The sequence below is a fragment of the Acidaminobacter sp. JC074 genome (genome assembly GCF_022496765.1).
In the GTDB taxonomy this organism is placed as follows: domain Bacteria; phylum Bacillota; class Clostridia; order Peptostreptococcales; family Acidaminobacteraceae; genus JABXKX01.
This window is the reverse complement of sequence record NZ_VANV01000011.1, coordinates 40,827-65,787: the sequence shown is the minus strand read 5'-3', so window position 1 is coordinate 65,787 and position 24,961 is coordinate 40,827. Positions and strand designations below refer to the sequence as shown.

The 24,961-nt window shown below is 36.1% G+C and carries 25 protein-coding genes and 2 riboswitches; of the genes, 5 read left to right on the top strand and 20 right to left on the bottom strand.

Annotated features, from left to right (window positions below):
- Positions 1-50: 50 nt before the first annotated feature.
- From EZV73_RS13520 to EZV73_RS13485, 8 genes are all read right to left on the bottom strand, one after another.
- The gene (locus tag EZV73_RS13520) at positions 51-1,250 is read right to left on the bottom strand and encodes a flippase (RefSeq protein ID WP_240840867.1); all 1,200 of its coding nucleotides are present in this window, start codon (positions 1,248-1,250) and stop codon (positions 51-53) included.
- Between the two features lie 57 nt (positions 1,251-1,307).
- The gene (locus EZV73_RS13515) at positions 1,308-1,502 is read right to left on the bottom strand and encodes a hypothetical protein (protein WP_240840866.1); all 195 of its coding nucleotides are present in this window, start codon (positions 1,500-1,502) and stop codon (positions 1,308-1,310) included.
- Positions 1,502-2,218 carry a hypothetical protein gene (locus tag EZV73_RS13510; protein WP_240840865.1) on the bottom strand — a complete coding sequence of 239 codons (717 nt, stop codon included), beginning with the start codon at positions 2,216-2,218 and terminating at the stop codon, positions 1,502-1,504. The genes EZV73_RS13515 and EZV73_RS13510 overlap by 1 nt, the downstream gene beginning before the upstream one ends.
- Positions 2,215-3,267, bottom strand: coding sequence for an ABC transporter substrate-binding protein (locus EZV73_RS13505; RefSeq protein WP_240840864.1), 1,053 nt, complete (start codon positions 3,265-3,267; stop codon positions 2,215-2,217). Before EZV73_RS13505 ends, EZV73_RS13510 begins: the two co-directional genes overlap by 4 nt.
- Positions 3,264-4,058 (bottom strand): ABC transporter ATP-binding protein, encoded by a 795-nt coding sequence (locus EZV73_RS13500; RefSeq protein ID WP_240840863.1) that lies wholly within the window; start codon positions 4,056-4,058, stop codon positions 3,264-3,266. Before EZV73_RS13500 ends, EZV73_RS13505 begins: the two co-directional genes overlap by 4 nt.
- Positions 4,055-5,047 (bottom strand): iron ABC transporter permease, encoded by a 993-nt coding sequence (locus EZV73_RS13495; RefSeq protein WP_240840862.1) that lies wholly within the window; start codon positions 5,045-5,047, stop codon positions 4,055-4,057. Before EZV73_RS13495 ends, EZV73_RS13500 begins: the two co-directional genes overlap by 4 nt.
- Positions 5,034-5,540: an Ig-like domain-containing protein gene (locus EZV73_RS13490; RefSeq protein ID WP_240840861.1), complete on the bottom strand. Its 507-nt coding sequence runs from the start codon at positions 5,538-5,540 to the stop codon at positions 5,034-5,036. The genes EZV73_RS13495 and EZV73_RS13490 overlap by 14 nt, the downstream gene beginning before the upstream one ends.
- 38 nt (positions 5,541-5,578) lie before the next feature.
- A riboswitch (molybdenum cofactor riboswitch) is annotated at positions 5,579-5,694 on the bottom strand.
- 74 nt (positions 5,695-5,768) lie between these two features.
- Positions 5,769-6,134, bottom strand: coding sequence for a carboxymuconolactone decarboxylase family protein (locus tag EZV73_RS13485; RefSeq protein ID WP_240840860.1), 366 nt, complete (start codon positions 6,132-6,134; stop codon positions 5,769-5,771).
- Between the two features lie 231 nt (positions 6,135-6,365).
- Here EZV73_RS13485 and fusA point away from each other — a divergent pair, with 231 nt between their 5' ends.
- Complete coding sequence (fusA, locus tag EZV73_RS13480; RefSeq protein ID WP_240840859.1) at positions 6,366-8,420, top strand: elongation factor G; 2,055 nt, start codon at positions 6,366-6,368, stop codon at positions 8,418-8,420.
- 68 nt (positions 8,421-8,488) lie between these two features.
- On the opposite strand, the gene EZV73_RS13475 is transcribed toward fusA, so the two are convergent.
- From EZV73_RS13475 to EZV73_RS13435, 9 genes are all read right to left on the bottom strand, one after another.
- Positions 8,489-8,908, bottom strand: a complete 420-nt coding sequence (locus tag EZV73_RS13475; RefSeq protein WP_240840858.1) for a YecA family protein — start codon at positions 8,906-8,908, stop codon at positions 8,489-8,491.
- A 16-nt stretch (positions 8,909-8,924) separates the two neighbouring features.
- Positions 8,925-10,028: a plasmid pRiA4b ORF-3 family protein gene (locus tag EZV73_RS13470; protein ID WP_240840857.1), complete on the bottom strand. Its 1,104-nt coding sequence runs from the start codon at positions 10,026-10,028 to the stop codon at positions 8,925-8,927.
- A 157-nt stretch (positions 10,029-10,185) separates the two neighbouring features.
- Positions 10,186-11,244, bottom strand: coding sequence for a galactose/methyl galactoside ABC transporter permease MglC (mglC, locus tag EZV73_RS13465; protein ID WP_240840856.1), 1,059 nt, complete (start codon positions 11,242-11,244; stop codon positions 10,186-10,188).
- A gap of 12 nt (positions 11,245-11,256) precedes the next feature.
- Positions 11,257-12,753 (bottom strand): galactose/methyl galactoside ABC transporter ATP-binding protein MglA, encoded by a 1,497-nt coding sequence (gene mglA / locus EZV73_RS13460; protein ID WP_240840855.1) that lies wholly within the window; start codon positions 12,751-12,753, stop codon positions 11,257-11,259.
- A gap of 57 nt (positions 12,754-12,810) precedes the next feature.
- A complete protein-coding gene (mglB, locus tag EZV73_RS13455; protein WP_240840854.1) occupies positions 12,811-13,857 on the bottom strand; it encodes a galactose/glucose ABC transporter substrate-binding protein MglB in 1,047 nt (348 codons plus the stop codon).
- 242 nt (positions 13,858-14,099) lie between these two features.
- On the bottom strand, positions 14,100-14,981 hold the full coding sequence (locus EZV73_RS13450; protein WP_240840853.1) for an Rpn family recombination-promoting nuclease/putative transposase: 882 nt from the start codon (positions 14,979-14,981) through the stop codon (positions 14,100-14,102).
- A 71-nt stretch (positions 14,982-15,052) separates the two neighbouring features.
- Positions 15,053-16,015 carry a substrate-binding domain-containing protein gene (locus EZV73_RS13445; protein ID WP_240840852.1) on the bottom strand — a complete coding sequence of 321 codons (963 nt, stop codon included), beginning with the start codon at positions 16,013-16,015 and terminating at the stop codon, positions 15,053-15,055.
- Positions 16,012-17,745, bottom strand: coding sequence for a sensor histidine kinase (locus tag EZV73_RS13440; protein WP_240840851.1), 1,734 nt, complete (start codon positions 17,743-17,745; stop codon positions 16,012-16,014). The genes EZV73_RS13445 and EZV73_RS13440 overlap by 4 nt, the downstream gene beginning before the upstream one ends.
- Positions 17,742-19,325, bottom strand: a complete 1,584-nt coding sequence (locus EZV73_RS13435; RefSeq protein WP_240840850.1) for a response regulator — start codon at positions 19,323-19,325, stop codon at positions 17,742-17,744. Before EZV73_RS13435 ends, EZV73_RS13440 begins: the two co-directional genes overlap by 4 nt.
- 153 nt (positions 19,326-19,478) lie before the next feature.
- Positions 19,479-19,580, top strand: a riboswitch (purine riboswitch).
- On the opposite strand from EZV73_RS13435, the gene EZV73_RS13430 reads away from it, so the two are divergent.
- Together EZV73_RS13430 and EZV73_RS13425 are read left to right on the top strand one after the other, a co-directional pair.
- Positions 19,580-20,974, top strand: a complete 1,395-nt coding sequence (locus EZV73_RS13430) for an NAD(P)/FAD-dependent oxidoreductase (protein ID WP_240840849.1) — start codon at positions 19,580-19,582, stop codon at positions 20,972-20,974. (Overlaps the previous riboswitch by 1 nt.)
- A 7-nt stretch (positions 20,975-20,981) precedes the next feature.
- A complete protein-coding gene (locus EZV73_RS13425; protein ID WP_240840848.1) occupies positions 20,982-21,680 on the top strand; it encodes an alpha/beta hydrolase in 699 nt (232 codons plus the stop codon).
- On the opposite strand, the gene EZV73_RS13420 is transcribed toward EZV73_RS13425, so the two are convergent.
- The gene (locus tag EZV73_RS13420; protein WP_240840847.1) at positions 21,677-22,534 is read right to left on the bottom strand and encodes an AraC family transcriptional regulator; all 858 of its coding nucleotides are present in this window, start codon (positions 22,532-22,534) and stop codon (positions 21,677-21,679) included. The two genes, EZV73_RS13425 and EZV73_RS13420, sit on opposite strands and share 4 nt — an antisense overlap.
- Positions 22,535-22,658: 124 nt before the next feature.
- Here EZV73_RS13420 and deoC point away from each other — a divergent pair, with 124 nt between their 5' ends.
- Together deoC and EZV73_RS13410 are read left to right on the top strand one after the other, a co-directional pair.
- Positions 22,659-23,306, top strand: a complete 648-nt coding sequence (gene deoC / locus EZV73_RS13415) for a deoxyribose-phosphate aldolase (RefSeq protein WP_240840846.1) — start codon at positions 22,659-22,661, stop codon at positions 23,304-23,306.
- On the top strand, positions 23,293-23,829 hold the full coding sequence (locus EZV73_RS13410; RefSeq protein ID WP_240840845.1) for a chromate transporter: 537 nt from the start codon (positions 23,293-23,295) through the stop codon (positions 23,827-23,829). Before deoC ends, EZV73_RS13410 begins: the two co-directional genes overlap by 14 nt.
- Before the next feature lie 17 nt (positions 23,830-23,846).
- On the opposite strand, the gene EZV73_RS13405 is transcribed toward EZV73_RS13410, so the two are convergent.
- Both EZV73_RS13405 and EZV73_RS13400 read right to left on the bottom strand, forming a co-directional pair.
- Entirely contained in the window at positions 23,847-24,041 is a 195-nt protein-coding gene (locus EZV73_RS13405; protein ID WP_240840844.1) for a hypothetical protein, read from the bottom strand.
- Positions 24,042-24,095: 54 nt separating this feature from the next.
- Positions 24,096-24,959: an ATP-binding protein gene (locus tag EZV73_RS13400; RefSeq protein ID WP_240840843.1), complete on the bottom strand. Its 864-nt coding sequence runs from the start codon at positions 24,957-24,959 to the stop codon at positions 24,096-24,098.
- Positions 24,960-24,961: the final 2 nt, after the last annotated feature.

Below are 24,961 nucleotides of genomic sequence, written 5' to 3'. Positions count from 1 at the left end.
TGTCAAATTATTTTTGACGTCAAGTAAAAAAAAGCCATACAGATGTATGACTAAATGATAAAATATACTTTTGAATTTAAGATCTTCTTAACAATAAAGAAGCCTAAAATATTGATAAATACTGTTGAACACATAGATGCCAGTGCTGCACCATCGATGCCCATAATCGGAATAAGTAAGTAGTTGAGCGTTACATTTAAAACAGCTGAAACCAAAACACCTATAAATCGAATTCTAGGATGACCTGTCATCAAGACAATGTACCATACAGAACCCACACTTGCATTGACAAGTTGGCCTATCCCCCTATAAATTAAAACCATTTTTGATGCTGTATATACTGGTCCATACAGAGATAAAAGTGGTCTCCAAAATAGCATAATGGCTATAATGACGACAGAGGATACTAAGAACAAGTACCTTGTCAGTTTCTCATACATCCTTCTCACTTCATCCACCTTGCCTTCATGATAAAGCTTTGAAATCAAAGGTGGAAAAACTGTGTTGACAACTGTTAAGAATATGGATGGTAGTTGGGCTAGGTCTGTACCAACCTTATAAAGGGCCACATCTTTACTTGTCATCATGGCTTCTATCATAACAATATCAATGTAATTGATCAGAAGAGACATCACAGAACCTAAAATAATGGCCATGGAATAAGTGATGAACTCTCTTCTAAGTTTAATAGAAGAAAACATGTCTTTACATAGCAAGAAGTAGACACTTATTGATAAAATCGCTGACATATAAGCCGCTAATATGATATTGATGTCTCTGGCACCTGAAAACATATAGAAAATATACGAAATCACAATGATGCCACCGATACCAAGAAGTGATTTTATAATAAAAAACTGCTTGATATGATGTCTTGCCCTAAATATACTGAAGAACAACTGTTCAGCAGATAACAACCAGATAAGTCCTAGGTAAGGATGTACCTTAGCAGGCATCATGATATATAGTATGATGATGGTCATACCACTTGTTATTAGATTAACCATAAAAGCAGCAGAAACATACTTCTTACCTGTTTTCGGTATAAAGTATAAAAGGCCCGTATCCATACCTAAGTTGGCTAAAAACATGGCAATAGAAACAATGGTCATACCATAAACATAGTTACCATAAACTTCTACACCATAGATTCTAGAAAGAACCATTGGCAATACTAAGTTTAAGCCAAACATAGACAGGTTGCCAATAAGGGATTCAAATAATTTATTTTTAAATTTAGAAATTTCCATAACATCACTCCAAAACATTATCATCATAACGAAAAAAAATCGCTATGTAAAGCGATTTTATCTCATACATTGAAATGATACACTTGTCCATCTTCTGTAACGGCAGTTATAACAAGACATAAGTACTGTATCAACCTGTTCATCTTCGTCGTCTTCAGAAAAGTTTTGACATCCTGATGCTGCTATTCTAGATTCTTTATAGTTTTCTTTTCCGTAGAGAAAAAGCTTTTTCTTGTCTTTTAAATCAAACATCAATAAATCCTCAAATGCTCTTTCAAACAATTCTTATAACCTTCTTCCGATAAGTAAACAGGTAAAACTCTTTTATGGTCAATTAGAACACTCTTAACTTTTCCCGATACATAAACGCTGCCTTCAAGTAGATAGGACTTTGTATGGTGATTCATGATTTCATCCACCTTCAACATGGCCTTTAAATCTTCTACTGGATAAAAACCTTCATCAATCTTGTGTTTGCCTTTGAAACGACCATCATTACCTGTCAAACGAAGACCAACACCTGCAAGAGCACCAATAACACCATCACCTGTGCCACCAAACTCATTTAGGTAAATATTGTTTTCTTTTGCAAAATCATAAGCCATCTTCTTAGTTAGAACTTTTACTTTAGCGCTTCTACCAAAATCAATCAAAGGATCATGTTTATCCTTAAAAGTATAAATACATAAACCAGGATCAGATAAGGGTGATGATTCAGCTTTAAGATAATCCGAAGCTAAAGACACCAACTTGTTATAATCACCTTTCAGTTTAAATTCAAAACACATAGATGAATTATGTGATGTATAAGGAATATCTTCATGGACATAAAGCTGATGTCTTGATATAGCAGATGCCTTTCCTAAGTCATTGTCTTCAAGAAGCCCGGCTATCTCTTCAGCTATTTCTCCTGTTCCCTTTGAATCCAAATCATCTGTATCATCTATACATATGTAAAGTAACATCATCTTTCATCCTTTCTGATACGCATACCATCTCCGTTAAGAATCTCTTCAATCATTTGATCTGACACATCCACATCAAAGAAAGTCTTATAGAAATATTTCATTTCACTTTCAATGTCAAAGTCTTCGAACAAGTCTGGATAAACCTTTTCACCTGCAAACATCATAGCAAAAGGAATCTCCAGCGAGTTGGGATGTCCCCACCTTGAAATACCAACCGGCAACATGTATACTTGACCAGTTTGTACTGCGTCTAGCGACTGCCACTTGGAGTCCGTCAAAATATATTCATCTACGCCATTTTCATTTGCAAAGATAACCTCAGGATTCCATTCAAGGATTTGCTCTAAAGAAGCATAGTAATCACCTGAAATAAACTTGAGTTCATCAGAAGTCGAAACCAAGTACATGCCTGTCTTATTAAACCACTCTTCAACTATAGAGCCCTTCGGATCAGTTCTTGTCGCCTCGTTAACAGAATGATAGACATTAACTGGCTTTTCAATACCAGCTGTAATTTCAGAAATTTCATCTATTTTTTCGTTACAGTAAGTGATATAAGCTTCCGCTTCTTCTAACTTACCATAAACTTTACCAATCATTCTAACCATATCCTGCTGACCCTGAATAGAGTCAAATGCTACAGCCAAATACGGAATGTTAAATTTATCTAGTTTAGCTGTTTCTGCCTCATTAAGTGCAATGTCCGATGCTACAAATATTACATCTGGTTTATTGATAAGAAGCTCTTCTATATTTATTGAGCCGCCATTTTTAGGCTCTGTCGCCTCTTCTAACGTCGGTACAAGAGTCATCATCATCACATCTCTTTTTAAACCTGATGTCACTGATACAATCTTTTCTCCCTCACCAAGTAGTGCTGTAATATGACCTGATATGGCATAAATACAACCTACCTTATTTACTTCAACAGGTACCTGTACAGACCTGCCAAGACCGTCTATAATTTCATGTGTCTCAACATCAGCTACTTGAACATTCTGACAGCCGATCATAAGTATACACATAAAAACAATTATAATCTTCTTCATGACTTACTTCCTTTTGTATATAAAGGCACCACATGCTTGAGTTGATCATGTCTGAGTACCTTAGATTCTATTTGATATATTTGTTCGAGATTTTCTTCTGTTAAAACATCACTAGGCTTACCCATAAATTGAATCTTACCATCATTTAAAAAAGCGACTTTGGTATCAAGACCATGATTTTCAAAGTAATAAGCATGGTTTGGATAATGGGTTGCCATAAAAATGGTATGGCCTTTGTCTAAAAGCATCCTAATGGCTTCTAAGATGACCAGCTCATTTCTATAGTCTAGATGAGCTGTAGGTTCATCTAATACAATGCACTGACTTTCTTGTGTAAGGGCCCTCGCAATCATAACCAGCTGAGATTCACCACCACTAAGTTCTGTAAAAGGTCTATGAACAAAGTCTTTCATACCTAGATAGTCTAAAGAAGACTTGGCTATATCATAATCTTTCTTTTTAGGACTAGCCAAGGTCTTTAGATGACAGGTTCTTCCCATCACCACCATGTCTAGAACACTGTATGGAAAAGATGACATTTGCTTTTGTGGTACATAAGACACCTTCTTTGCAAGTCCCTTGTAATCGTATGTATGAATGTTCTTGTCATGAATCACGATGTCACCGTGGGTCTCTTTGTGTATGCCAAGCAAACATTTAAGAAGGGTAGTTTTACCAGACCCATTTGGACCCAACAGACAAAGAATTTCGCCCTTTTTTGCATGTAAAGACACATCATCAAGAACAGGTTTACTTGAATAAGAAAAGACCAAGTTTTTAATTTTAATCAAGACCAAACACCTGCCTTTGTTTTCTTTAATAGATAGATATAAAATGGACCACCGATTAAGGCAGTTAGGATATTGAGGGGGAGTTCACCACCTGTAATGACTCTTCCAATCACATCAATAATCAAAAGCATCAAGCCACCTAATGCAAAACTAACAGGCAGCAAATCTTTGTTGTTATTGCCAACCAGCATACGGCCAATATGAGGAATGACAAGGCCAATCCAAGAAATGATACCGCATACAGCCACAGCACCTGCTGTTGCAAGTGACGTACACAGGATAATCAAGAGTTGAAAGAACCTAGCATTTAAGCCAAGTGACTGAGCTTCCAGTTCACCCATACTTAGAACATTGATACGCCAGCGCATCAAAAGAAGACCACTAACGCCAATGACCATGGGTAGACCTGAAATTATGATTTCCTTGTAACTGGCATTAGAAAGCGATCCCATCATCCAAAACACAATAGAAGGCAGTTCATTGTAAGGATCTGCTACGTACTTTAAGAGTGATATCATGGATGAAAATATGGACGACACAATAACACCACCTAAAACCAGCAAAATAGTGGTCGACTGACTTTTGATTCTCCCTACCCTAACAGAAACAAAGACTGCCAACATTGAGAATATGAACGCTGATAGATAAATAAAAAATGTACTTGAAAATAATATGATCGCCAGTGCTGCACCGAATCCAGCACCTGAAGATACACCAAGTATGCCTGAATCTACCAGGGGATTTCTAAAGAGTCCTTGAAGGGCTGCACCACTGATACCTAGAGAGCCACCTACTAGAATGGACAGTATGGCCCTTGGCATCCTGATATCCCAAATCAAAGAATAATCATTATAAGAAATCGACTGATCACCCATGCCTGTTAAAACAGTAATGACTTGTCTAAAAGTGATTGGATACCTTCCTATAAAGAGTGCCATCATTAAGCCAATTAGAGGCAGTATATAAAGAAGATATTTACGCTTTTGCATGTTTTTTCTTCATTGTCGCTGCAAGAATGACGATTAATGCGACAGCACCAATAATCAGTATATTGACCATCGAAAATCCTGAACCACCTTCAGTATGGAAATTGATAACAATATCTTCAGCTATAGAAGAATCATTTTTTGAAGTAAAGCCTGCCTTAATAACCAGTTGATAAGACTCTCCTTCATTTAATGGTGCTTGTGGCTTTACGGTTACAATCCTTTTTAACTCAGGTGATACCTGGTCATCTGCCATAATCACGTCTATTGAGACTTGACCACCCTTTTTATCAAGCATCTCAATCATAGTCATATTTTGATCTCTAACTGTCATGTTAATAACATTGTTAGAAAACTCTAACTCGAACTCTGGTTGTAAAACAACATCTGTCGCACCATCTTCTATTGAAGAAGAAACAAGACCAAGTTGTTTGCCGCCTGCAAATACATTTGTTGTCATCAACAACACCATTAGTACTACAATAACCTTTTTCATTTTTACCCCCTAAACCAAAAAAACTTCCTTTATGGAAGTTCGACAAAAATAAGCCTTCTTTCCACACTGGGAGGCACAGAAATTTCTCTCTGTACCCATCGGCTTAAGAACCATAGCATCCTTTAGGTCCTTAAGCTCGAAGTACTGTACTATTTCACTTTACACAATAGTAAAAATTCTGTCAATAAGCCTCTATATAAGTTTACACTTATAATGAAAAAAAGCAGATTACTCTGCTTTTGGTAGTTTCTTATTAATGATCTGAATAAGTGGTGCAACTTGTAAAATGGTTGGTGCCCCCTTCATCCATATTTGCTGCTGAATCACTTCAAGAAGTTCTTCTCTAGAAGCACCTGAGTCAATGGCTTTTCTCATTTCTAACTTGGCACGTTGTTCGTTGTCATCAAAGATTGCAGTCGCCATCGCTATCATATATCTATACTTTAGGGGAATCACACCCTCATCCCAAATTTGCTTGTGATAGGATTGAATTGTTTCTTGGAACTCATCACCAAAGTTTTCTGCTACCATAATCCCTGGAGGTACAAATCCTTGTTTTGTTTGGAAGTATTCTTTATCTTTATTATCTAACATATTATTTTCTCCTTTTCTCTTCTTTTGATAATTCTATTATACACTATTTAAGTATACTTACAGTAACCTGTGTTACATTTCCCACTAAAATACAAGGAAATAACATTTTTTATTATCAGAATTTTCGCAAATCTAAATATTGATGTATAATATAATTAGTAGCTTATAAAATAACTGATTGATAAATAATCTATGATAAAAATGGGTAAAGATATGTTAAAGGAGAGTCCCATGAAAAGAACACATCAACTAAAGGACATTAGAAATATAGGCATCGTGGCTCATATTGATGCAGGCAAAACGACCACTACAGAACGTATCCTCTATTATACAGGTCTTACATATAAAATTGGTGAAGTACATGATGGTTCAGCAGTTATGGACTGGATGGAACAAGAACAGGAAAGAGGCATCACCATAACTTCTGCTGTAACAACATGTGAGTGGCAAAACAAACGTATAAACATCATTGATACACCAGGTCACGTCGACTTTACTGTAGAAGTAGAAAGGTCTTTAAGAATACTCGACGGTGCTGTTGTTATACTGGATGCAAAAGGTGGTGTTGAGCCACAAACCGAAGCTGTCTGGCACCAGGCGGACCATTATCATGTACCTAGAATTGTCTTTATTAATAAGATGGATCTTGTCGGTGCTGACTTTAAAAGGTCTATTAAGATGATTGTGGACAGACTAAAAGCCAATCCAGTGGCCATTCAAATTCCCATGGGACACGAAAGTGACTTTGAGGGGGTTATTTCTCTAATTGATATGAAAGCCATCTATAATATAGGAGAAAATGGTGAAGAACTTGAAATCACCGAGATTCCTGAAGCCTATAAAAAAGAAGCTCTTGACTATAGACAAAAGTTGTTAGAGACCATCGCTGAAACAGACGATGACATTATGATGGCTTACTTAGAGGGTGAAAGTATAAAGTCAAAGGACCTTTTGAATGCTCTGAGAAATGCTACCCTAAGAAATGAAATTGTACCAGTATTATGCGGTGCCGCTTATAAAAACAAGGGCGTGCAAATGCTTCTAGATGCAGTTAATGACTTTTTACCATCACCTATAGATGTTAAAGATATTGTCGGTCATACGCCAACCGGTCAGGAGACATCTAGAAAAGCCAGTGATGACAGTCCATTTTCAGCACTTGTTTTTAAGATTATGACCGACCCATATGTAGGTAAGTTGTCTTATATGAGAGTTTATTCAGGCACCCTTGAAGCAGGTAAACAAACGTACAATGCATCTAAAGATAAAAAAGAAAAAATAGGCAAGATGCTTTTAATGCATTCCAATAAAAGAGAAGAACTTGGGAAGATTCATACCAGTGATATCATCGCAGCAGTAGGATTGAAGTTTTCAACTACCGGAGACACCCTATGTGATAAGTCACACCCTATCATTTTAGAATCCATGGACTTTCCTATTCCAGTTATCTCTGTTGCCGTAGAACCTAAGACACCAGGTGACTTGGATAAAATGACATCATCTTTAAATAAACTTTCTGAGGAAGACCCGACATTTAAGTTTGATAAACATCCAGAAACAGGTCAACTCCTGATTTCTGGTATGGGGGAACTCCATCTTGAAATCATTTTAGACAGAATGATCAATGAGTACGGCGTCAATGCCAATGTGGGTAAGCCTCAAGTCTCATACAGAGAAACCATCACCACTGAAACAATTACTGAACATGAACTTTCTAGGCAAGTAGGCACCCAAGGCATCTATGGATATGTCAAACTTAAAGTCAGTCCAAATGAAAGAGGCTCTGGTCATTCATTTACAAATAACCTAACTACAGATTGTCCTAAGGTCTATTTTGAAGCTTGTAAAGAAGCCGCCATGGCCTCATTAAAATCTGGTGTTATAGCAGGTTATGAAGTTGTCGATGTTCATGTAGAGCTTCTAGACATTAAGTTTGATGATGATTCATCTGAAGTAGGATTTAAGTCAACTACAGCCTTCGCCTTACTAGAAGCCTTAAAAACTGGTCACTCTATTTTGCTAGAACCAATCTTCAAGGTAGAAATTGTCGTTCCTGAAGAATACGTTGGTGATGTCATCGGTGACATAGCATCAAGAAATGGATCGTTAGACGGTATGGAGTTAGTCTCTGGTAAAAACCTTCTAAGAGCAACCATTCCTTTATCTAATATGTTTGGCTATGCGACAGATCTTAGGTCTAAAACTCAAGGACGAGGCTATTACAGCATGATTTTTGATCACTTCAGTCAAGTACCACAGTCTGTACTCGATAAATTTATTTACTAAAAAACTTCCTGGCAATTACTATTGCTGGGAAGTTTTCAACTTTATTTCCTACTTATTATTATAATATGCTATAAGTTCAGACAACACTTCTTATATTTTTTCCCACTTCCACAAAGACATGGATCATTCCTGCCAACTTTAACTTCTTTAGGAAGTTCAACTTCAGAACCAACAACATCTAAATGTAAACCACCATCAACAGCTCCCTTAACAATTGTATCCATAATCATCCTGTTGTCATTTTTATGATACATAAGTTTCATATCTCTAAACTTGTTAATTAAGTAAGTCAATTCTTCCTTATCATCATTTCCTTCTTCTAGCTCAAGATCCTCCAATACTTTATTAAAACTATCTGTATGGCCTGTTTGCTCCATAATAGCTGCGTTCCATCCAATTGCCGCTTGTTTAACAAGCGCTTCAACCTCGCTTAAATCATTATAATAAGGATCAATCATTTCCAGTATAATCTCAGACATTTTTCTCATAGCTACTCGCTTTCTTTTACCAGAGGTGGATAACCTTCTCCTTTTTATGCCATTCACTCAGTTCTATACGCCATAATGGTGCCCATCTCTTATAGCCTTTATGATCTGGATGTTTATCATCTAACATAACTTTTCTAAACTCAATAAAACCACCTACACCGCCTACATTTTCTGGTGGTGTTTGTCCTGAAGCTTCAAGGAGATAAGGAAGTTCTTTATCATAAGCTTCTAATACGTTAGTAAGTTCAATTTTATGTTGCCAACAATCCCCCAAATCATAGGTATAAATAACTTCCTTATTATTAGAAAAAATCTCTGACAACTTATGTCTTTTGTGTATATTCATGAGTTCATAATAACCCAGTTCATATTGGTCTTCTTTATCCACGAAAAGCATTGGAGGATAGAATTCTCCATTCGCAATGGCAAACTCAAATAGATGTTCGTCATTCCACTTATACACATTTTGTATAACTTGATGTAAAGTAAAGAAATCCATCTCAGCAGGTACAATAATTTTTCTTATAGCTTTATACACTTCTAGGTCAAGGGTCACTGTCAACTCATAAGCTTTATTCTTATATGGCTTATGACCTGTCAACTCCGATAATGCATCGGCCATGGCTTTGTAAGGCATAAACTCACCGCTTCCTGAAGTAAAATTAACATACATATAATTGTTGTTTCTTGCAATCATATCATCATAAACATTATCTACGCCATTATAAGTTCTGCCGATATATGCAGTTAACTCTTGTCCAGATTTACTCACCCAAGATGAAGCTTTTCTATCACTGTTTTTAACGAAAGTGATTTGACCGGCTTGATCCATATACTTATCAACCATATCCGGATTAAAACTCATACTCAAAAGAGTGTTTTTAATGGCCTTCATGATTATTGCTTCTACATCTTTTAAGTTTTTTCTTTTAACTTCATACACTGCTACTGTAAAGCGTGTTTTATTGTTTACAAGAACCAGCATATCATTTGCTGATCTATTTGACCAAACACATATCCAGTTAGCTGTCCATGTAAAAATCGGATCAATAGTTTCATCTGCTGCTGGAGGTTTTAACTTTAAACCATCAGCCAGTTTCTTTGTTAAAGCTATTTGCATATCTTTTCTCCTAATATAAATAATTGAACTAACCTCAATCCTCTAATACCATAAATCCATTATACATGAACCTTGCATTATTGATAAGCTTTTCACCATTTTAACGTTTAATCAAAACAAAGAAAAGAGCATGCTTTCGCATACTCATAGGTGGGGACTATTTCTTTTTAATGAATTTTCTATTATCGATTGCTACTGCAGAGATGATAATTAAACCTTTGATGATGAACTGCCAATATGGGTTGACACCAATAAAAGTTAAACCATATGCAATAACTTGGAATATTAAAACACCTGTTACAATGCCTGGTACTGTACCTCTACCACCTGAGAAGGACAGACCACCAACAATACATGCACTGATGGCATCTAACTCATAGTTCATACCGGTATTATTTGTTGCAGAACCGATTCTCGCAGCTTCTAAAGCTCCACCAAAACCATATAATAAACCTGCAAACATGTAAACGAGTAGCAAGTATTTAACAACATTAACACCCGATACAATGGCAGCTTCCTGGTTACCACCGATGGCAAATATGTTTTTACCGAACTTAGTCTTATTCCATAAGACCCAGACCAGGACGGTGACAATGGTTGCATAGATCATCAGAAGTGGTATGTTTAGTCCAAATATTTCTACTGAGTCCTGGGCAAATCTTGTAAATCTCTCATCTAAACCACCAATCGGTTGAGCCCCATAAGGCGGTCTATCAAAGTATATAGAGTTGACACCATATACAATAACCATCATACCTAATGTTGCAATAAAGGGATCTACCTTAAACTTAGCTACTACAATACCATTGATGAGTGAGAAACCTGCTGTAATTAACATAACAAGTATAATCGGTACTATGATTGGTAATACGGGTAAGTCTGGATACATCTTATATGCATAATCAGCCTTTTGCAAAAGTGAAGCAGATACAACAGCCGCTAAACCAACTTGTCTACCAAGTGATAGGTCTGTTCCTTTTGCAACAATGATACCACCAACACCAAGTGCCATAATGATTCTTGTAGATGATTGTGACAGTATATTTTTAAAGTTATTAATCGATATAAAATCAGGATCTATGATAACAATTGCTACTAGGAGACCAAGTAAAACTATAAAAATAGCTTTTTGCATCATGTAATCCATAACATCTGAGAAAGTTAGATTTTTAAGTCTATCCCTTCTTGATATCATATTTTTTTGTAATCTAGTCATCTCGACCTCCTATTACAGATACTTCGCTGATAATCTTAAAATTTCTTCCTGAGTCGTTTCAGCGGTATTAACAATACCCGCCATACGACCATTACTCATAACTAGAATTCTATCGGTTACCCCTAGCAGTTCAGGCATTTCCGATGAAACCATCATGACTGCCTTTTTTCTTTCTGCCAGTTCAATCATTAACTGATAGATCTCAAACTTGGCACCAACATCAATACCTCTTGTCGGTTCATCAAGTAATAGTATTTCTGGTTCTGTTAAAAGCCATCTACCAATAATTACTTTCTGCTGGTTACCACCAGAGAGTGATTCAATTCTGGTTTTCTGATGTGGCGTTTTAACATTCATGCTCTCTATAACCCACTGGGTATCTTGTTGAATCATTCTTTCATTGATCCACTGGTACCATGGGATATACTTGTCTATATTGGCTATGACGGAGTTAAACTGTATGTCCAGTTCCGCAAAGATACCTGTTGCTCTTCTTTCTTCTGTTACAAGAGCAAAACCATTTTTTATGGCATAGTAAGGTGATTTATTATCAATTTCTTTGCCATGCAGAATAAGTTTGCCTTCGGTTTTCTTTCTTTCACCAAATATAGTTTCTACTAGCTCTGTTCTTCTTGCACCAACTAAGCCTGCAACACCAAGAATTTCACCCTGTCTAAGTTCAAAAGACACATCAATAATAGATGGTTGATACTTAGCCGTTAAGCCTTCCACCTTTAAGATGGATTCACCTGGCGTATTGGTTTTGTGTGGAAAACGATGGGTCAAATCACGACCGACCATTAAGTTAATGATTTCATCCGTGGTGATATTATTAACCGATTCTGTTGCAATCCATTTACCGTCTCTCATAATGGTGACTTCATCAGCAATCTGATCAATTTCCTCCATCTTATGAGAAATGTAAATAACAGCAACGCCTTGTTCTTTTAGAGACTTTATAATTCTAAATAAATGCTGGACTTCATTTTCTGTTAAAGAAGATGTTGGTTCGTCCATAACAATGATCTTAGAATTATAAGAAACCGCCTTAGCAATTTCAACCATCTGACTTTCTGAAACAGGTAGAGTTTCTACCTTTTGTCTAGGATCTAGCTTAATCTCTAAAGACCTAAATATTTCTCTAGTATCTTGATATATTTTATTTTCATCAATGAACAAGCCTTTATGAGGAAATCTTCCTAACCAGATATTGTCCATGATTCTAGTTGTTTGTACTTGATTCAACTCCTGATGAACCATAGATACACCATGATCTAATGCATCTCTTGAAGAAGTAAACTTAATTTCTTGTCCATCCAACAGTATGCGACCGTTGTCTTTTCTATAAATACCAAATAAGCACTTCATCAAGGTTGATTTACCAGCACCATTTTCACCCATTAAGGCATGTACCGTACCCGGCTTTACACGTAAACAGACTTCATCGAGTGCCTTTACACCAGGAAATTCCTTTGTGATGTCAATCATTTCTAGAATGTAGTCATTCATAAAGTTACCTCCATTAGACTTGTAAAATCGAGATGCATAAGCATCTCGATATAAATACTACTTGTATGCTTCTTCAGCAAAATCAATGTTATCAATTGTTACTGCAACGTATGGAACACGAACAGCCTTGTTACCGTCTAATTCCCAATCAGTACCTTCTAGTGGCTCTTTACCCATTGCTACATTGTATGCTAATTCAAATGTTGCTTTACCTTGGTTTTTAGCATCGTTTAATACTGTACCAGCCATGTAGTTTGATTTGATTTGCTCTAAAGCATCTGGAATCGCATCAACACCAACTACTGGCATGTAAGTACCGTCACCGAAGTAACCATTACCTTTAAGAGATTCTATAGCACCTAAAGCCATACCATCATTGTTACAAATAACAAACTCAATTTCGTCGCCATGCTTAGCTAACCAAGCATCCATTAACTCTTTACCTTTTACAGAGTCCCACATACCTGTTTGTAATTCTAACTCATTCATTTCGATTCCAGCTTCTTTAACGACGTCTACAGCGTACTTAGTTCTAGCTTCTGCATCTGGATGACCTGGTTCACCTTTCATTAATACATAATTTAAGACACCGTCACCATTTCTATCCCACTCAGGATTTGCTTTCCACATTTCAGCAATCATTTCACCTTGGATGATACCAGCTTCACTTGATGCAGTACCTACATACCATGCTTTGTCATAGCTCTTAAGTACAGATGCTTCAGGCTCCTTGTTAAAGAAGATTACTGGTAAACCAGCTTGTTCAGCTTTTGTGATGATTGTTGGAGCAGCTTGAGGATCAACTAAGTTGATAGCTAAAGACTTAACACCTTTAGAAATCATCATATCTACTTGATCATTTTGAGTTGCCTGTGAGTTGTTTGAGTCATTTAAGATAAGTTCTGCAGAACCTTCTGCTGCAGTACCGATTGCTCTTCTTACAAATGACATAAAGTTATCATCAAACTTATAGATTGTTACACCAATTTTTACAGCTTCGTCTTTAGCTTCAGTAGTTGTTTCACTGGCTTCATTTGAACCACCACATGCAACCATAGAGAATACCATTACTAACGATAGTAATAAAACGAATAATTTTTTCATCATACCCCTCCTGTATGTAAACGCTTTCCTTCGCCTGATTAAAGATTATCAAATTTAAAGAAAATTAAGAATTCGATAATTTGACAGAAATCTTAGAAATTTTGACCAAATGTATTTTCTATAAATAATGCTTGTTTTAGGCAATAAAAAATACCCCATCATATGAGGTATAAGTAATATCACTAAGTTGATTAAAATATGAGTTGATTGAATTTGAAAGTATTATGACTTAGTAAATCCGTTTATTTTTTTATTTTTAGTAATTCCTCAATCCCTTTGACATCTTTCTTTAGAACCAATCTCATTACTTGATCTGCTAAATCCAAATCGTTTATAACTTCTATAAGTGGTATTAAACCCTTCGCTTCTGGTATGATACTATTTAATATCATTATGATATTATGCACTCTTTCTTCTAATCGTCCTTGTTTCAATGCTTTCTCTTTTATAGCCTCTTCATTGCTACGCTTATCCATCAAATACTTTTCTCTGAGTTCAGCAAGGCGTTTAGTTTCAGGATTACCAGAAATTTCTTTTAGTTGATCATAGGCTTCCTTGATGTTTTCATCTTTACCTGCGAGCATTTCAAACACCTCCTCCTTATGAGACTTTAAAAATTGTAACCATAAACTTTTATGCGAATCCGATTCTTCTAACTTTGACAACTGAATAAAATGAAATCTCAATAAATCATAAGCAGGTAAGGTCCTCCCCTTCTGATCTACTAATCTTAAACTAGCATGATAGTCATCAAACTCATTTAGACTCTGTCCAAGTATGAAAATAGAGATTAATTGTCTTACATGTTTATAAGTCTGACCAGCTTCTATGTCACTCTGCAGCTTTTCAGCATAAAAGATCGCTCTTTTGTAAATATTATACTCCCAATACATTTGCATTTCAATGTTTACGATTTCTTTGCTTTCTAAAACAGCCTTGATATCAATTATGCCTAGCTTATCATCTGCATAAACTCTTTTTAAGTACTCATCTGATCGTATCTCAATAACTTTAATCTTTCTATCTAAAACTGCCGATAAAAAAGCTTCCAACAAATGTTTGTTCTTTTTGTCACCAAATATCGACTTAAAAACAAAGTCATTGGTCATTTTTAAAAGTTCCATATATTACCTCCTCATTTAACTTATCACAACTCTAAACAAATTACAATATATGGAAAATAAGATAACGCCGATTAATCGACGTTAAATGGAAAGACCAACTTTTGATTTTCTTTTAGAAACATATTGTCTGGTGTAATAACAAAGGTATCTATCTTATTGTCTTTATCGAGATAGTCATCATCGTCTAAGACTGCATACTTGGTACCAAGATAACCCATACCATAAGGATTTTGAACAATGGTTTTATCTAAAAAGCCCTGATCCATCAAGGTCACTTCTTCATTGGTTGAATCAAAGCCAAGGCCAAAAGCGATGTCATTGTTACTAATAGCTCTTCCAACACCAGTGGCTGCAATTGCATTCAAACCAACAATGGCGTCTACTTCCTTGTCTAAATAAACCATGGCCAGAGTTTCTGCTAGCTCAATACTGGACATACAGTACATGGTATCAATAATTTCTATATTGGTGTCTTGCAAAACAGACTTTAAGCCTCTTTCTCTTTGGATGGCATTTTCTGAACCTTTAACAAAGCTGACGATACCGATTCTACCATCATTTCCAACCAGTTCTAATATAGCCTCCCCTGCTTGTACACCAGCATCGAAGTTGTCTGTTGAAAAACTCTTATAGTACTTTTGTGTATTAACATGCGAATCTATAAGGATAACACGTATGCCATAGTCTGTGGCTTTTTCTACAACAGGCACCAATGCTTCATAGTCGCTCGCCGCAAGTACAATAGCATCTACAGAGTCATTGATGTATTTTTCAACAAGTTCTATCTGACCTTCTATGTCATCTTCTTCATTAGGTGCATCATATACAAGGTTAAAGCCAAATTCCTTTTCAGCAGCTTCCGCTCCCTTTACAACCGTTTCCCAATAATCACCGTCTCTCATCTTAGTAATTAAAACAACGGTCTTCTGCTTGTCGTCTAGTTTGCTCACAGGTGGGTTTATCTCTTGAAACCATAAGAAGCCAAGTACTATTGAAAAGATGGTGAGTATGATTATAATGATCACTCGCTTCATGATTTCACCTCATTTCTTGGTAACTTAAAGATAATCTTTGTCCCTTCTTCTATTTCACTTTCAATTTCAAGACCGTATGTTTTACCATACATCAGTTGGATACGTTCATGAACATTGTTAAGACCAACCCCTTGTTCATCTGATTTCTCATATAAGACGCTTTGAAGGACAGAATCTGTCATGCCAAGCCCATCATCTTCAACTTCAAAGTAAAGATAGTCGTCTTTTAAATAGCCTCGAATGATGATTTGTCCTTCATCTACCATATGTCTGATGCCATGATAAATGGCATTTTCTATAATAGGCTGTAAAATCAACTTAAGTACCTCGTACTTATAAATCTCTTGATCAATCTCAAACTCAAAAGAAAACTTATCTTTATATCGCATTTTTTGTATGGTCAAATAATGTTTGGCATGATCAATTTCTTTACTTACAGGTATGATCATCTGGCCCTTTGAGATAGAAATTCTAAATAAAGATGCTAGAGACGAAGTCATCAGGATAACGTCTTCGTGTTTTTCATGTTCTGCCATCCAAACAATGGAATCTAAGGTATTGTATAAAAAGTGAGGGTTGATTTGAGCCTGTAAGGAAGAGAGTTCAGACTTTCTCTTAGCCTCTTGTTCAATAACAACCTGATCCATTAAATTTCGGATTTTTCTAATCATAACATTGTATGACTTGGTCAGCTGGACAAGCTCATACTCACCTTTTGTTTCTAGTTGTATATCAAAGTTACCTTCCTGAACCACTTCCATGGAAGCTTCAAGTTCCTTGATAGGCTGGGTAATCCTTGAGGACATGAAAAATGAAAAGAAAACAAATATAACAACACCTGTTAAGATAACAATCTGAATGTAGTTTCTGATGCTTTCTTGGGAATCAGCAATATCACTGACAAAGTAGACACCAACCAATTTCCAGTTGACGTTGTTAAGCACCTTAGTCGTCAGATATCTTTCCTCATCCTTTTGCAGAAAACTTTCATTGTAGGCTTCAGACACGCCTTCTAGGTTTTCTTCTTTGATACCAGCATAGATCAGTTGCTGTTGGGTATGATAAACCAAATTATCGGTTTCATCTACAATAAACACATAACCTTGGTCGGCTAAGTTAACAGATTCCAGTAGATCTTCTATAACTGAAAAGTTCATGTCTATCAGAAGAATACCATCTCTGAACTCACCCCCTTGACGGTATGTGACCTTTCTTGAAACGGATAAGACCCATGGATACTCTCCCACATAGAGCTGCTGAACATGGGGTTCAGAGATATGAAGATAATGTCTATCCACTTTGATTTTCTCAAACCACTCTTGAGATGTAATAACAGATTGGTCTTGCATGACCTTGTCGTCTATAGAGCTCATCTGATGGCCTTCGTCATCAAAAAGGGCTATGGTTATAACATCTCTTCTAGTTCCTATTGTAGACTCAATTACAGAATCCAGTGTCTTCGGATCAAAATCGGTTTTACCGGACATCTTGATGGTTAAAAGATCGGATAGGTCAATCATATTGTATAGGTAGTTATCTAGGTTGATTTTTACCTGTTCTAAGATTTCCTCACTGTTTTCTGTCGTGTTTTTTACAAGTGTCTTGTTAAACTCATTACTCAGAGCAACACCTACAAACATCATGGCAGATACGGCGATGACTGCAAAAGCAAGACTCAGTATAAATCTTAGAGAGGATATTCTAAAATTCTCTTTTATTCTTTTTATCATAAGGATCCTTTGATAGATTTTCTATATTTTGATGGTGATATACCGTATCTCTTTTTAAAAACATAAGAGAAATAGTTAGGCTCATTGTAGCCCACTTTTTCTGCCACTTCAAAATTCTTTAACTGTGTATCTTCAATAAGTCTCTTAGCAGCTTCTAAGCGTAGTGTGGTCAAGTAGTGAATAAAGGTCTTTGTGGTCTCCTTCTTAAAAAGTCTGCTTAAGTATTCAGGTGATATGTGAAGATAGTCTGCAACAGATTCAAGGGATATCTCCTCTGAGAAATGTTTTTCTAAATAATCAATTGCTGTATCAATCATGACCTTTATATTGGTCTTTCTAGTATCACCAATGGCTTCAATCATTTGACTACCGATGTCTCTAATTAAAGATTTAAGAGCATCTATATCCTTATAATCCTGAAGCGCCTTATACAAGTCCTGATTATCCATGAACCACTTTAGCTGAATTTGATACTCATGGTAGAGTCTCAACAAGAAAAGTAAAAGCTCCATCATAAACATGCTGAGTGATTCTAATGTCATCTTACTGTTAACAACTTCATTAAACATGGAATCAACAAGCATATCAAAACCAGCTTGATCGCATGAGCGAATGATCTGGTTGAAGTCATTTTCATAGTCAATAAAAGACATGACCTTTAATCGGTTGGGTTCTAGATCCTTAATCCAGATGACTTTGTTGTCACCCTCTATGAGTTTATAACCTAAAGCCTGAACTGCACCTTGATAGGAGTGGTGAAGTTGGTCGATAGTCTGAACTCTTTCTCCTAGGCCTATGGTGACAGTTTGTAAATGCGTCTTTTCTACAACCGCCCTTATTTCTTCTAATGTATGCATCCACTCTGAAGCATGAGTATTTGGAATAATTAAAACTGTGTCACCTGCATGGTTGTGAAAGTTGCTGATCAACTTGTCTTCAACTAAAGTCTTACAGGTTTCATAGATACCATATGCATATATATCAAAAACCTCGTCTTGAATGGCCTTGGATTGATCGGGTCTTACAATAGCTACTATATAGGGTTCCTTTCCAATGGAGATATTATACTTGGAAAGCTTCTCATTTAAATTTTTTATACCATGTTTCTCAAGGACCAAGGCATTTAAGAATCTTTCACGTATGATAGGTAAAGACTCTAAATAATGTTTCTCCAAGTGCATCAAATCTCTTTTTTTCGATTTTTCCTCATCCAGCTTTAACTTGGTGCTTTGTAATAATTCTACAATATCATTTGAAGACACTGGTTTTAGTACATAATCCATCACATTATAACGAATGGCTTGTCTTGCAAACTCAAAATCATCAAAACCTGAAAGTATAATCACCTTAAGTGCAGGATAATTTTTATGAATTTCTCTTGCAAGTTCCAGCCCGTCCATATAGGGCATCTTAATATCAATGATAGCTAAATCAGGATTTTCAGCCTCTATGACCTCTAAAGCTTCAACGCCATTTTCTGCTTCTCCAACAAACTCATAGCCCAGTTTGTTGAAATCAAGCTTATTTATCATACCTTTTCTTACATCTATTTCGTCATCAACAATTATGATTTTATACATAGTTCCCCCTCAATTCATTATAGACATAGGAGGCTAGACTATGCAAATAAGACTTGAAAATTAGTAAATATACCACAATGTATTTCCGAACAATTTTATTGTTAATCAAAATAACATACGGTATACTTTTGTTGTATACGAATATTTTTATAATAAACACTAAGAACATTCGCTTATATAGTTCCGATAATATGGGTCGGACGTCTCTACCGGATTACCTTAAATAATCTGACTATAAGCCAGAGGAGGAAGAAATGCATTACGATGTTGTTATAGTTGGTGCTGGACCAGCTGGAATCTTTACCGCTTTAGAGATGATTAGAAAAGACAGCAAGAAGAAGATACTCATCATTGAAAAAGGTGCCCCTGTAGACAAGAGACATTGCCCTAAAGAAGAAACTAAAGTCTGTGTAAACTGTAAGCCTTATTGCCATATTACAACAGGTTTTTCTGGCGCAGGTGCTTTTTCTGATGGCAAGTTATCTTTAAGCTATGAAGTTGGTGGCGACCTACCAGAAATGATCGGTAAAAATAAGGCTCAAGACTACATTGACTATACCGATAAGATTTACCTGGAATTTGGTGCTGACGAACATGTTGAGGGCCTAGAAAACACTGGTGCTATTAAGGATATCAGAAAACATGCTATTCAAGGTGGTTTGAAACTTGTTGATTGCCCTATCAGACATTTGGGTACTGAAAAAGCACAGGAGATTTATTTTAAGATCCAAGAATACATTCTTGAACATGGGGTAGAAATCAGATTTCACTGCAAGGCAAAAGATTTATTAATTGAAGACAACAAAGTTAAGGCCGTTGAATTTGAAGATATGAAAACAAAAGAGCAAATGACGGTATCAGCTGATGATATTGTCATCGCAGCAGGAAGAAAAGGTGCAGATTGGTTAAAATCTCTTTGTACAAAACACGACATTAACCATAGAGCTGGTACAGTGGATATTGGTGTAAGAGTAGAAGTACGTAACGAAGTTATGGAAGAAGTGAATAATGTATTATATGAATCAAAGTTAATCGGTTATGTAGAACCATATAGAGATAAAGTTCGTACTTTCTGTCAAAATCCTGGTGGATTTGTAAGTCAAGAAAATTACGACAATGACCTGGCTGTTGTTAATGGTCATTCCTATAAAGAGAGAAAATCAAACAATACAAACTTGGCCATTCTTTCTTCACACAACTTCTGTGCACCATTTAATCAACCAATTGAATATGGTAAAAAAGTCTCAGAACTTGTAAATATGCTGGGAAATGGTAAAATATTAGTGCAGCGTTATGGAGATATTTTAAACGGCAAGCGTACATGGGATAAGGAATTATCAAGATCAAACGTTGAACCATCACTCGTTGATGCAGTGGCAGGTGATTTAACTGCAGCCATTCCTTATAGACCAATGACTAATATTTTAAATTTCATTGCTGCTTTAGACTCAGTTGTACCTGGCTTTGCCAGTCCAGAAACACTACTTTATGGACCAGAAGTCAAATTCTACAGCAACAAGATTATTCTTGATGAACATTTTGAAACAAGTGTTAAAAACCTTTACTGCTTAGGAGATTCTAGTGGTTGGACAAGAGGTTTGATGATGGCATCCTTAATGGGTGTTATTATGGGACAACACTTATCTTAGGAGAAACATGAAAAAGAAGTTACTATGGTTAATTCCAATTATAATCGTACTCTTATTGTATCAATTTATATTCAACAGCTCTTATAAGCCGACCATTGAGGCAATGGCTACCATGCGTGAAGGCATCTTAGAGGATGGCTATGTTTCGTTCATCCCACCTGACGCTGATCAAATTGGTATCATCATATACCCAGGTGGTAAGGTCTCTTATGAAGCTTATGCGCCTTTTGCCAAAGATCTATCAGAACAAGGCTATGCAACCTTTGTCGTTGAAATGCCGCTAGATCTAGCCATTTTCGGCTCTGACAATGCAAGTAAGGTGATTGAAAGTAATCCAACCATTACAGAGTGGTATATATTAGGACACTCTCTTGGTGGCGTTATGGCAGCTGAATATGCATATGAGAATGATATAAAGGGTTTGGTATTACTGGCTTCTTATCCTCAAGATAAACACGACTTTAAAGATAAAGATATAAAGGTACTTTCCATCATCGGGTCAAATGATGGTTTAGTCGATAAAAATACATTCAACCAATCTAAGATGATCATGCCACTTGATGCAATGTATAAAACAATACCAGGTGGTAATCATGCACAGATGGGTTCTTATGGCAAACAAAAAAATGACTTGGATGCAACTATTACAGAAGAAGAACAGCGTTATCAAGTCATCGAAACAATTGTAAAATGGTTAAACGATTAGGAGCTTATGCTCCTTTTTTTGTAGTCTGAAGGTGTCATCAGCATATGTTTTTTAAAGTATTTGGTATATTGGCTTGGACTGTTATAACCAACCATATGGGCAATTTCTGAAAGCCTTATGCCATCTTTAATAAGCGAAAGACTCCTGTCTATCCTATACTTTATCAAATAGTCATAGGCAGTGACCTTTAAAATAGATTTAAAAATACGGTTACACTCTGAAACACTGGTAAAACCTGCACCTGCTATATCATTTATAGATATTGTTTTAGAAAAGTTCACATGTATATAATCCAAATACTTCATCAATGTATCCCCCTTTTCTTTTCTTGACTTATGAATATAGAGTTCTTCTAAGTCAAGACTCTCAACAAACAAGGCCCACACTTTATGAAGAGACGACAATAATAAGTGATCATTCCCAGCTTTTGAAACAGATGATACTTGTTCTAAAGCTTCTAATATAAGCTGTTCATCTTTACCTATGTGTACAACATCTAAGAGAGGATTATCGGTATAAAGACGCATGTCTTCATAGAGTTTTTCATAAGACTTGGGTACTAAGAGTTCATCAGGAAATAGGTAGCCTTTACATACACACCGACCACCCGTTTTGAGTATATGGAGTTTGTTCTTAGGAATAAATACACCCTCCCCCTCTTTAACCACGACTTCCGACATGGTTGTTTGAATATGAAGTTCATGTTTTTCTACAATAATAAACTCAATTTCCTCATGTTTATGTAAGAGTGGAAAGACAGACCTATAAGGTCTTATGGAATTACCATCAATATGTATTTCTAAAAAAGGTAAAACGGATTTTGATACTATTTCCTCACCAACTAAATAAGTCATAGGACCTCCTGACGATATTGTTATAGATTATACGGCATTATGCTTATTATCTGCTATTTCCAATCTAGATCTCATGATATTATTCTAGTGTAATATGACAAACAAATCAAGAAGTGAGGTGTTTATGAATATCAACAAGAAAATCGATCATACCATTCTAAAGGCAAATGCTACTGAGAAAGAACTGAAACAGTATTGCAAGGAAGCCATTGAATATGGTTTTGCATCTGTTGTCGTTAACAGCTACAATATCCCTATTATAACTGGAGAACTTGAAGGTACAGATGTGAGTCCTGTGGCAGTTGTAGGTTTTCCTCTAGGCGCAACATTGACTCAAGTAAAGGCCTTTGAAGCTAAAGAAGCTGTCAGAATGGGCGCAAAGGAAATTGATATGGTCATCAATATCGGCAAACTAAAAGAAGGCGACTATAAAGCCGTTCATGATGATATCAAGGCTGTTGTACAAGCATCGAAGCCTGCTATCGTCAAAGTTATCATCGAAACATCTGAACTTACAGACACAGAGAAAATAGTTGCAAGTGAACTGACAGTTAAAGCAGGTGGTCACTATGTAAAAACATCTACAGGCTTTTCTAGATCAGGCGCATGTAGTCACGATGTTAGACTCATGACAATCGCAGTAGCCGGCAAAGCTAAGATTAAGGCCAGTGGTGGCATAAGAAGATTAGGAGACGCTATGGTGCTGATTAAGGCCGGAGCTGACAGACTAGGTGTAGGTGATGGCAAGCTATTAAGTAATGATATATATTAGAATCTTTATCGTCTTCTTTAAATGTGGTCTTTTTGCCATTGGCGGTGGTTCGGCTTCTGTACCACTCATTGAAAACGAGGTCGTTAATAATTTTAAACTCATGACCTTTGAGGAATATACGGCTGCATATGGACTTGGTCAAACACTACCAGGACCAATTGCAACCAAGTTATCAGCCCTCGCAGGTTATGAAATCGGTGGCGTAATAGGAATGGTACTGGCTGTTCTAGGATTGGTGTTACCATCCTCAATCGGCATCATTCTATTATACAGGTTCTATTCTAACAATCATGAAGCCAAGTGGCTTCAAACAATTATGAAATCCATCCAACCAATTGTATGCGCACTTATAATGAATCTCCTCTTAAAGACAATTGCCTTCACTGCAAAAAACATAAACAGCGATATAGAAAAACTATTCTCGCTGTCGATTTTCATTATAGGTTGTTATTTGATATCCATTGTTAAAATGAACCCATTAATAGTGATGTTATTAGCTGTTACATTAGGCTTTATAGTATAAAGAGGTCTTTGACCTCTTTAGCCACCACCTCTTATACGAACCACCTTTAACCTATCCAAAGGTCTTAAGATATAAGAAAACTCATCTAACATCAAATGTTTGCCATTTAGCCATACTGCTTTATGTTCAACGTCTTCATAAGAAGATACAACTTCTAAAATAGACACACCTTCATCAATCTGTATTTTTTCATTATTATAATAGATTTCCATAAGATCCTCCTAATAAAATAATACCCAAAAAAGAAGAAAAACACCAATATGGTGTTAGTCATTAAAGTTATCTAAAAAGGAATGTCTACCTTCATCGTCCTTCCATCCTAAAATGGCATCTGTGTGGACACAGTTGGCAGAGTTGAAGATATTCTTCTCTACATTATCAAAGGTCTCTCCTAATTTTTCAATCAACTCTTTTACTTCTCTACGCTTAGACGAAGTTTTCTTTGCAGCAACTATACAGCCGCAGTCCATTGGATTTAAGCCATTGTATGATGAAAACTTCTTAATGTCCGCTTCTCTAATTAGATACATTGGACGAATCAATTCCATGTTGTCAAAATTGGTTGATTTTAACTTTGGCATCATTGTCTTGTATTGGCCTGAACATAATACATTCATCATGATTGTTTCGATTGTATCATCAAAGTGATGACCAAGTGCGATTTTGTTACAACCATGTTCTTGAGCGAAATTGTAAAGTGCCCCTCTACGCATTCTGGCACATAAATAACATGGGTAATCATTGGCAATCTCATCTACCACTTTGAAGACCTGCTTATCAAAGATTTTAATTGGAATATTTAAATGCTCACAATTCTTTTCTAACTGGACTCTATTGGCTTCATTAAAACCAGGATCCATACACATAAACTCTAAGTCAAAGTTCTTTAACCCATGCTTTTGAAGCTCCTGAAAAAGCTTGGCTAATATTAAACTGTCTTTACCACCTGATATGGCTACAGCTATTTTGTCTCCCGACTGAATTAAATCGTACTTTTTTATGGCTTTTACAAATGGAGACCATAACTGCTTTCTATACTTTTTTATAAGATTCTTTTCGATTTCTTTTAATGGTTTTAGATCATTTTCAGGAATGAAAATCTCGCAACCACTGCCTGATAAACCTGACATTC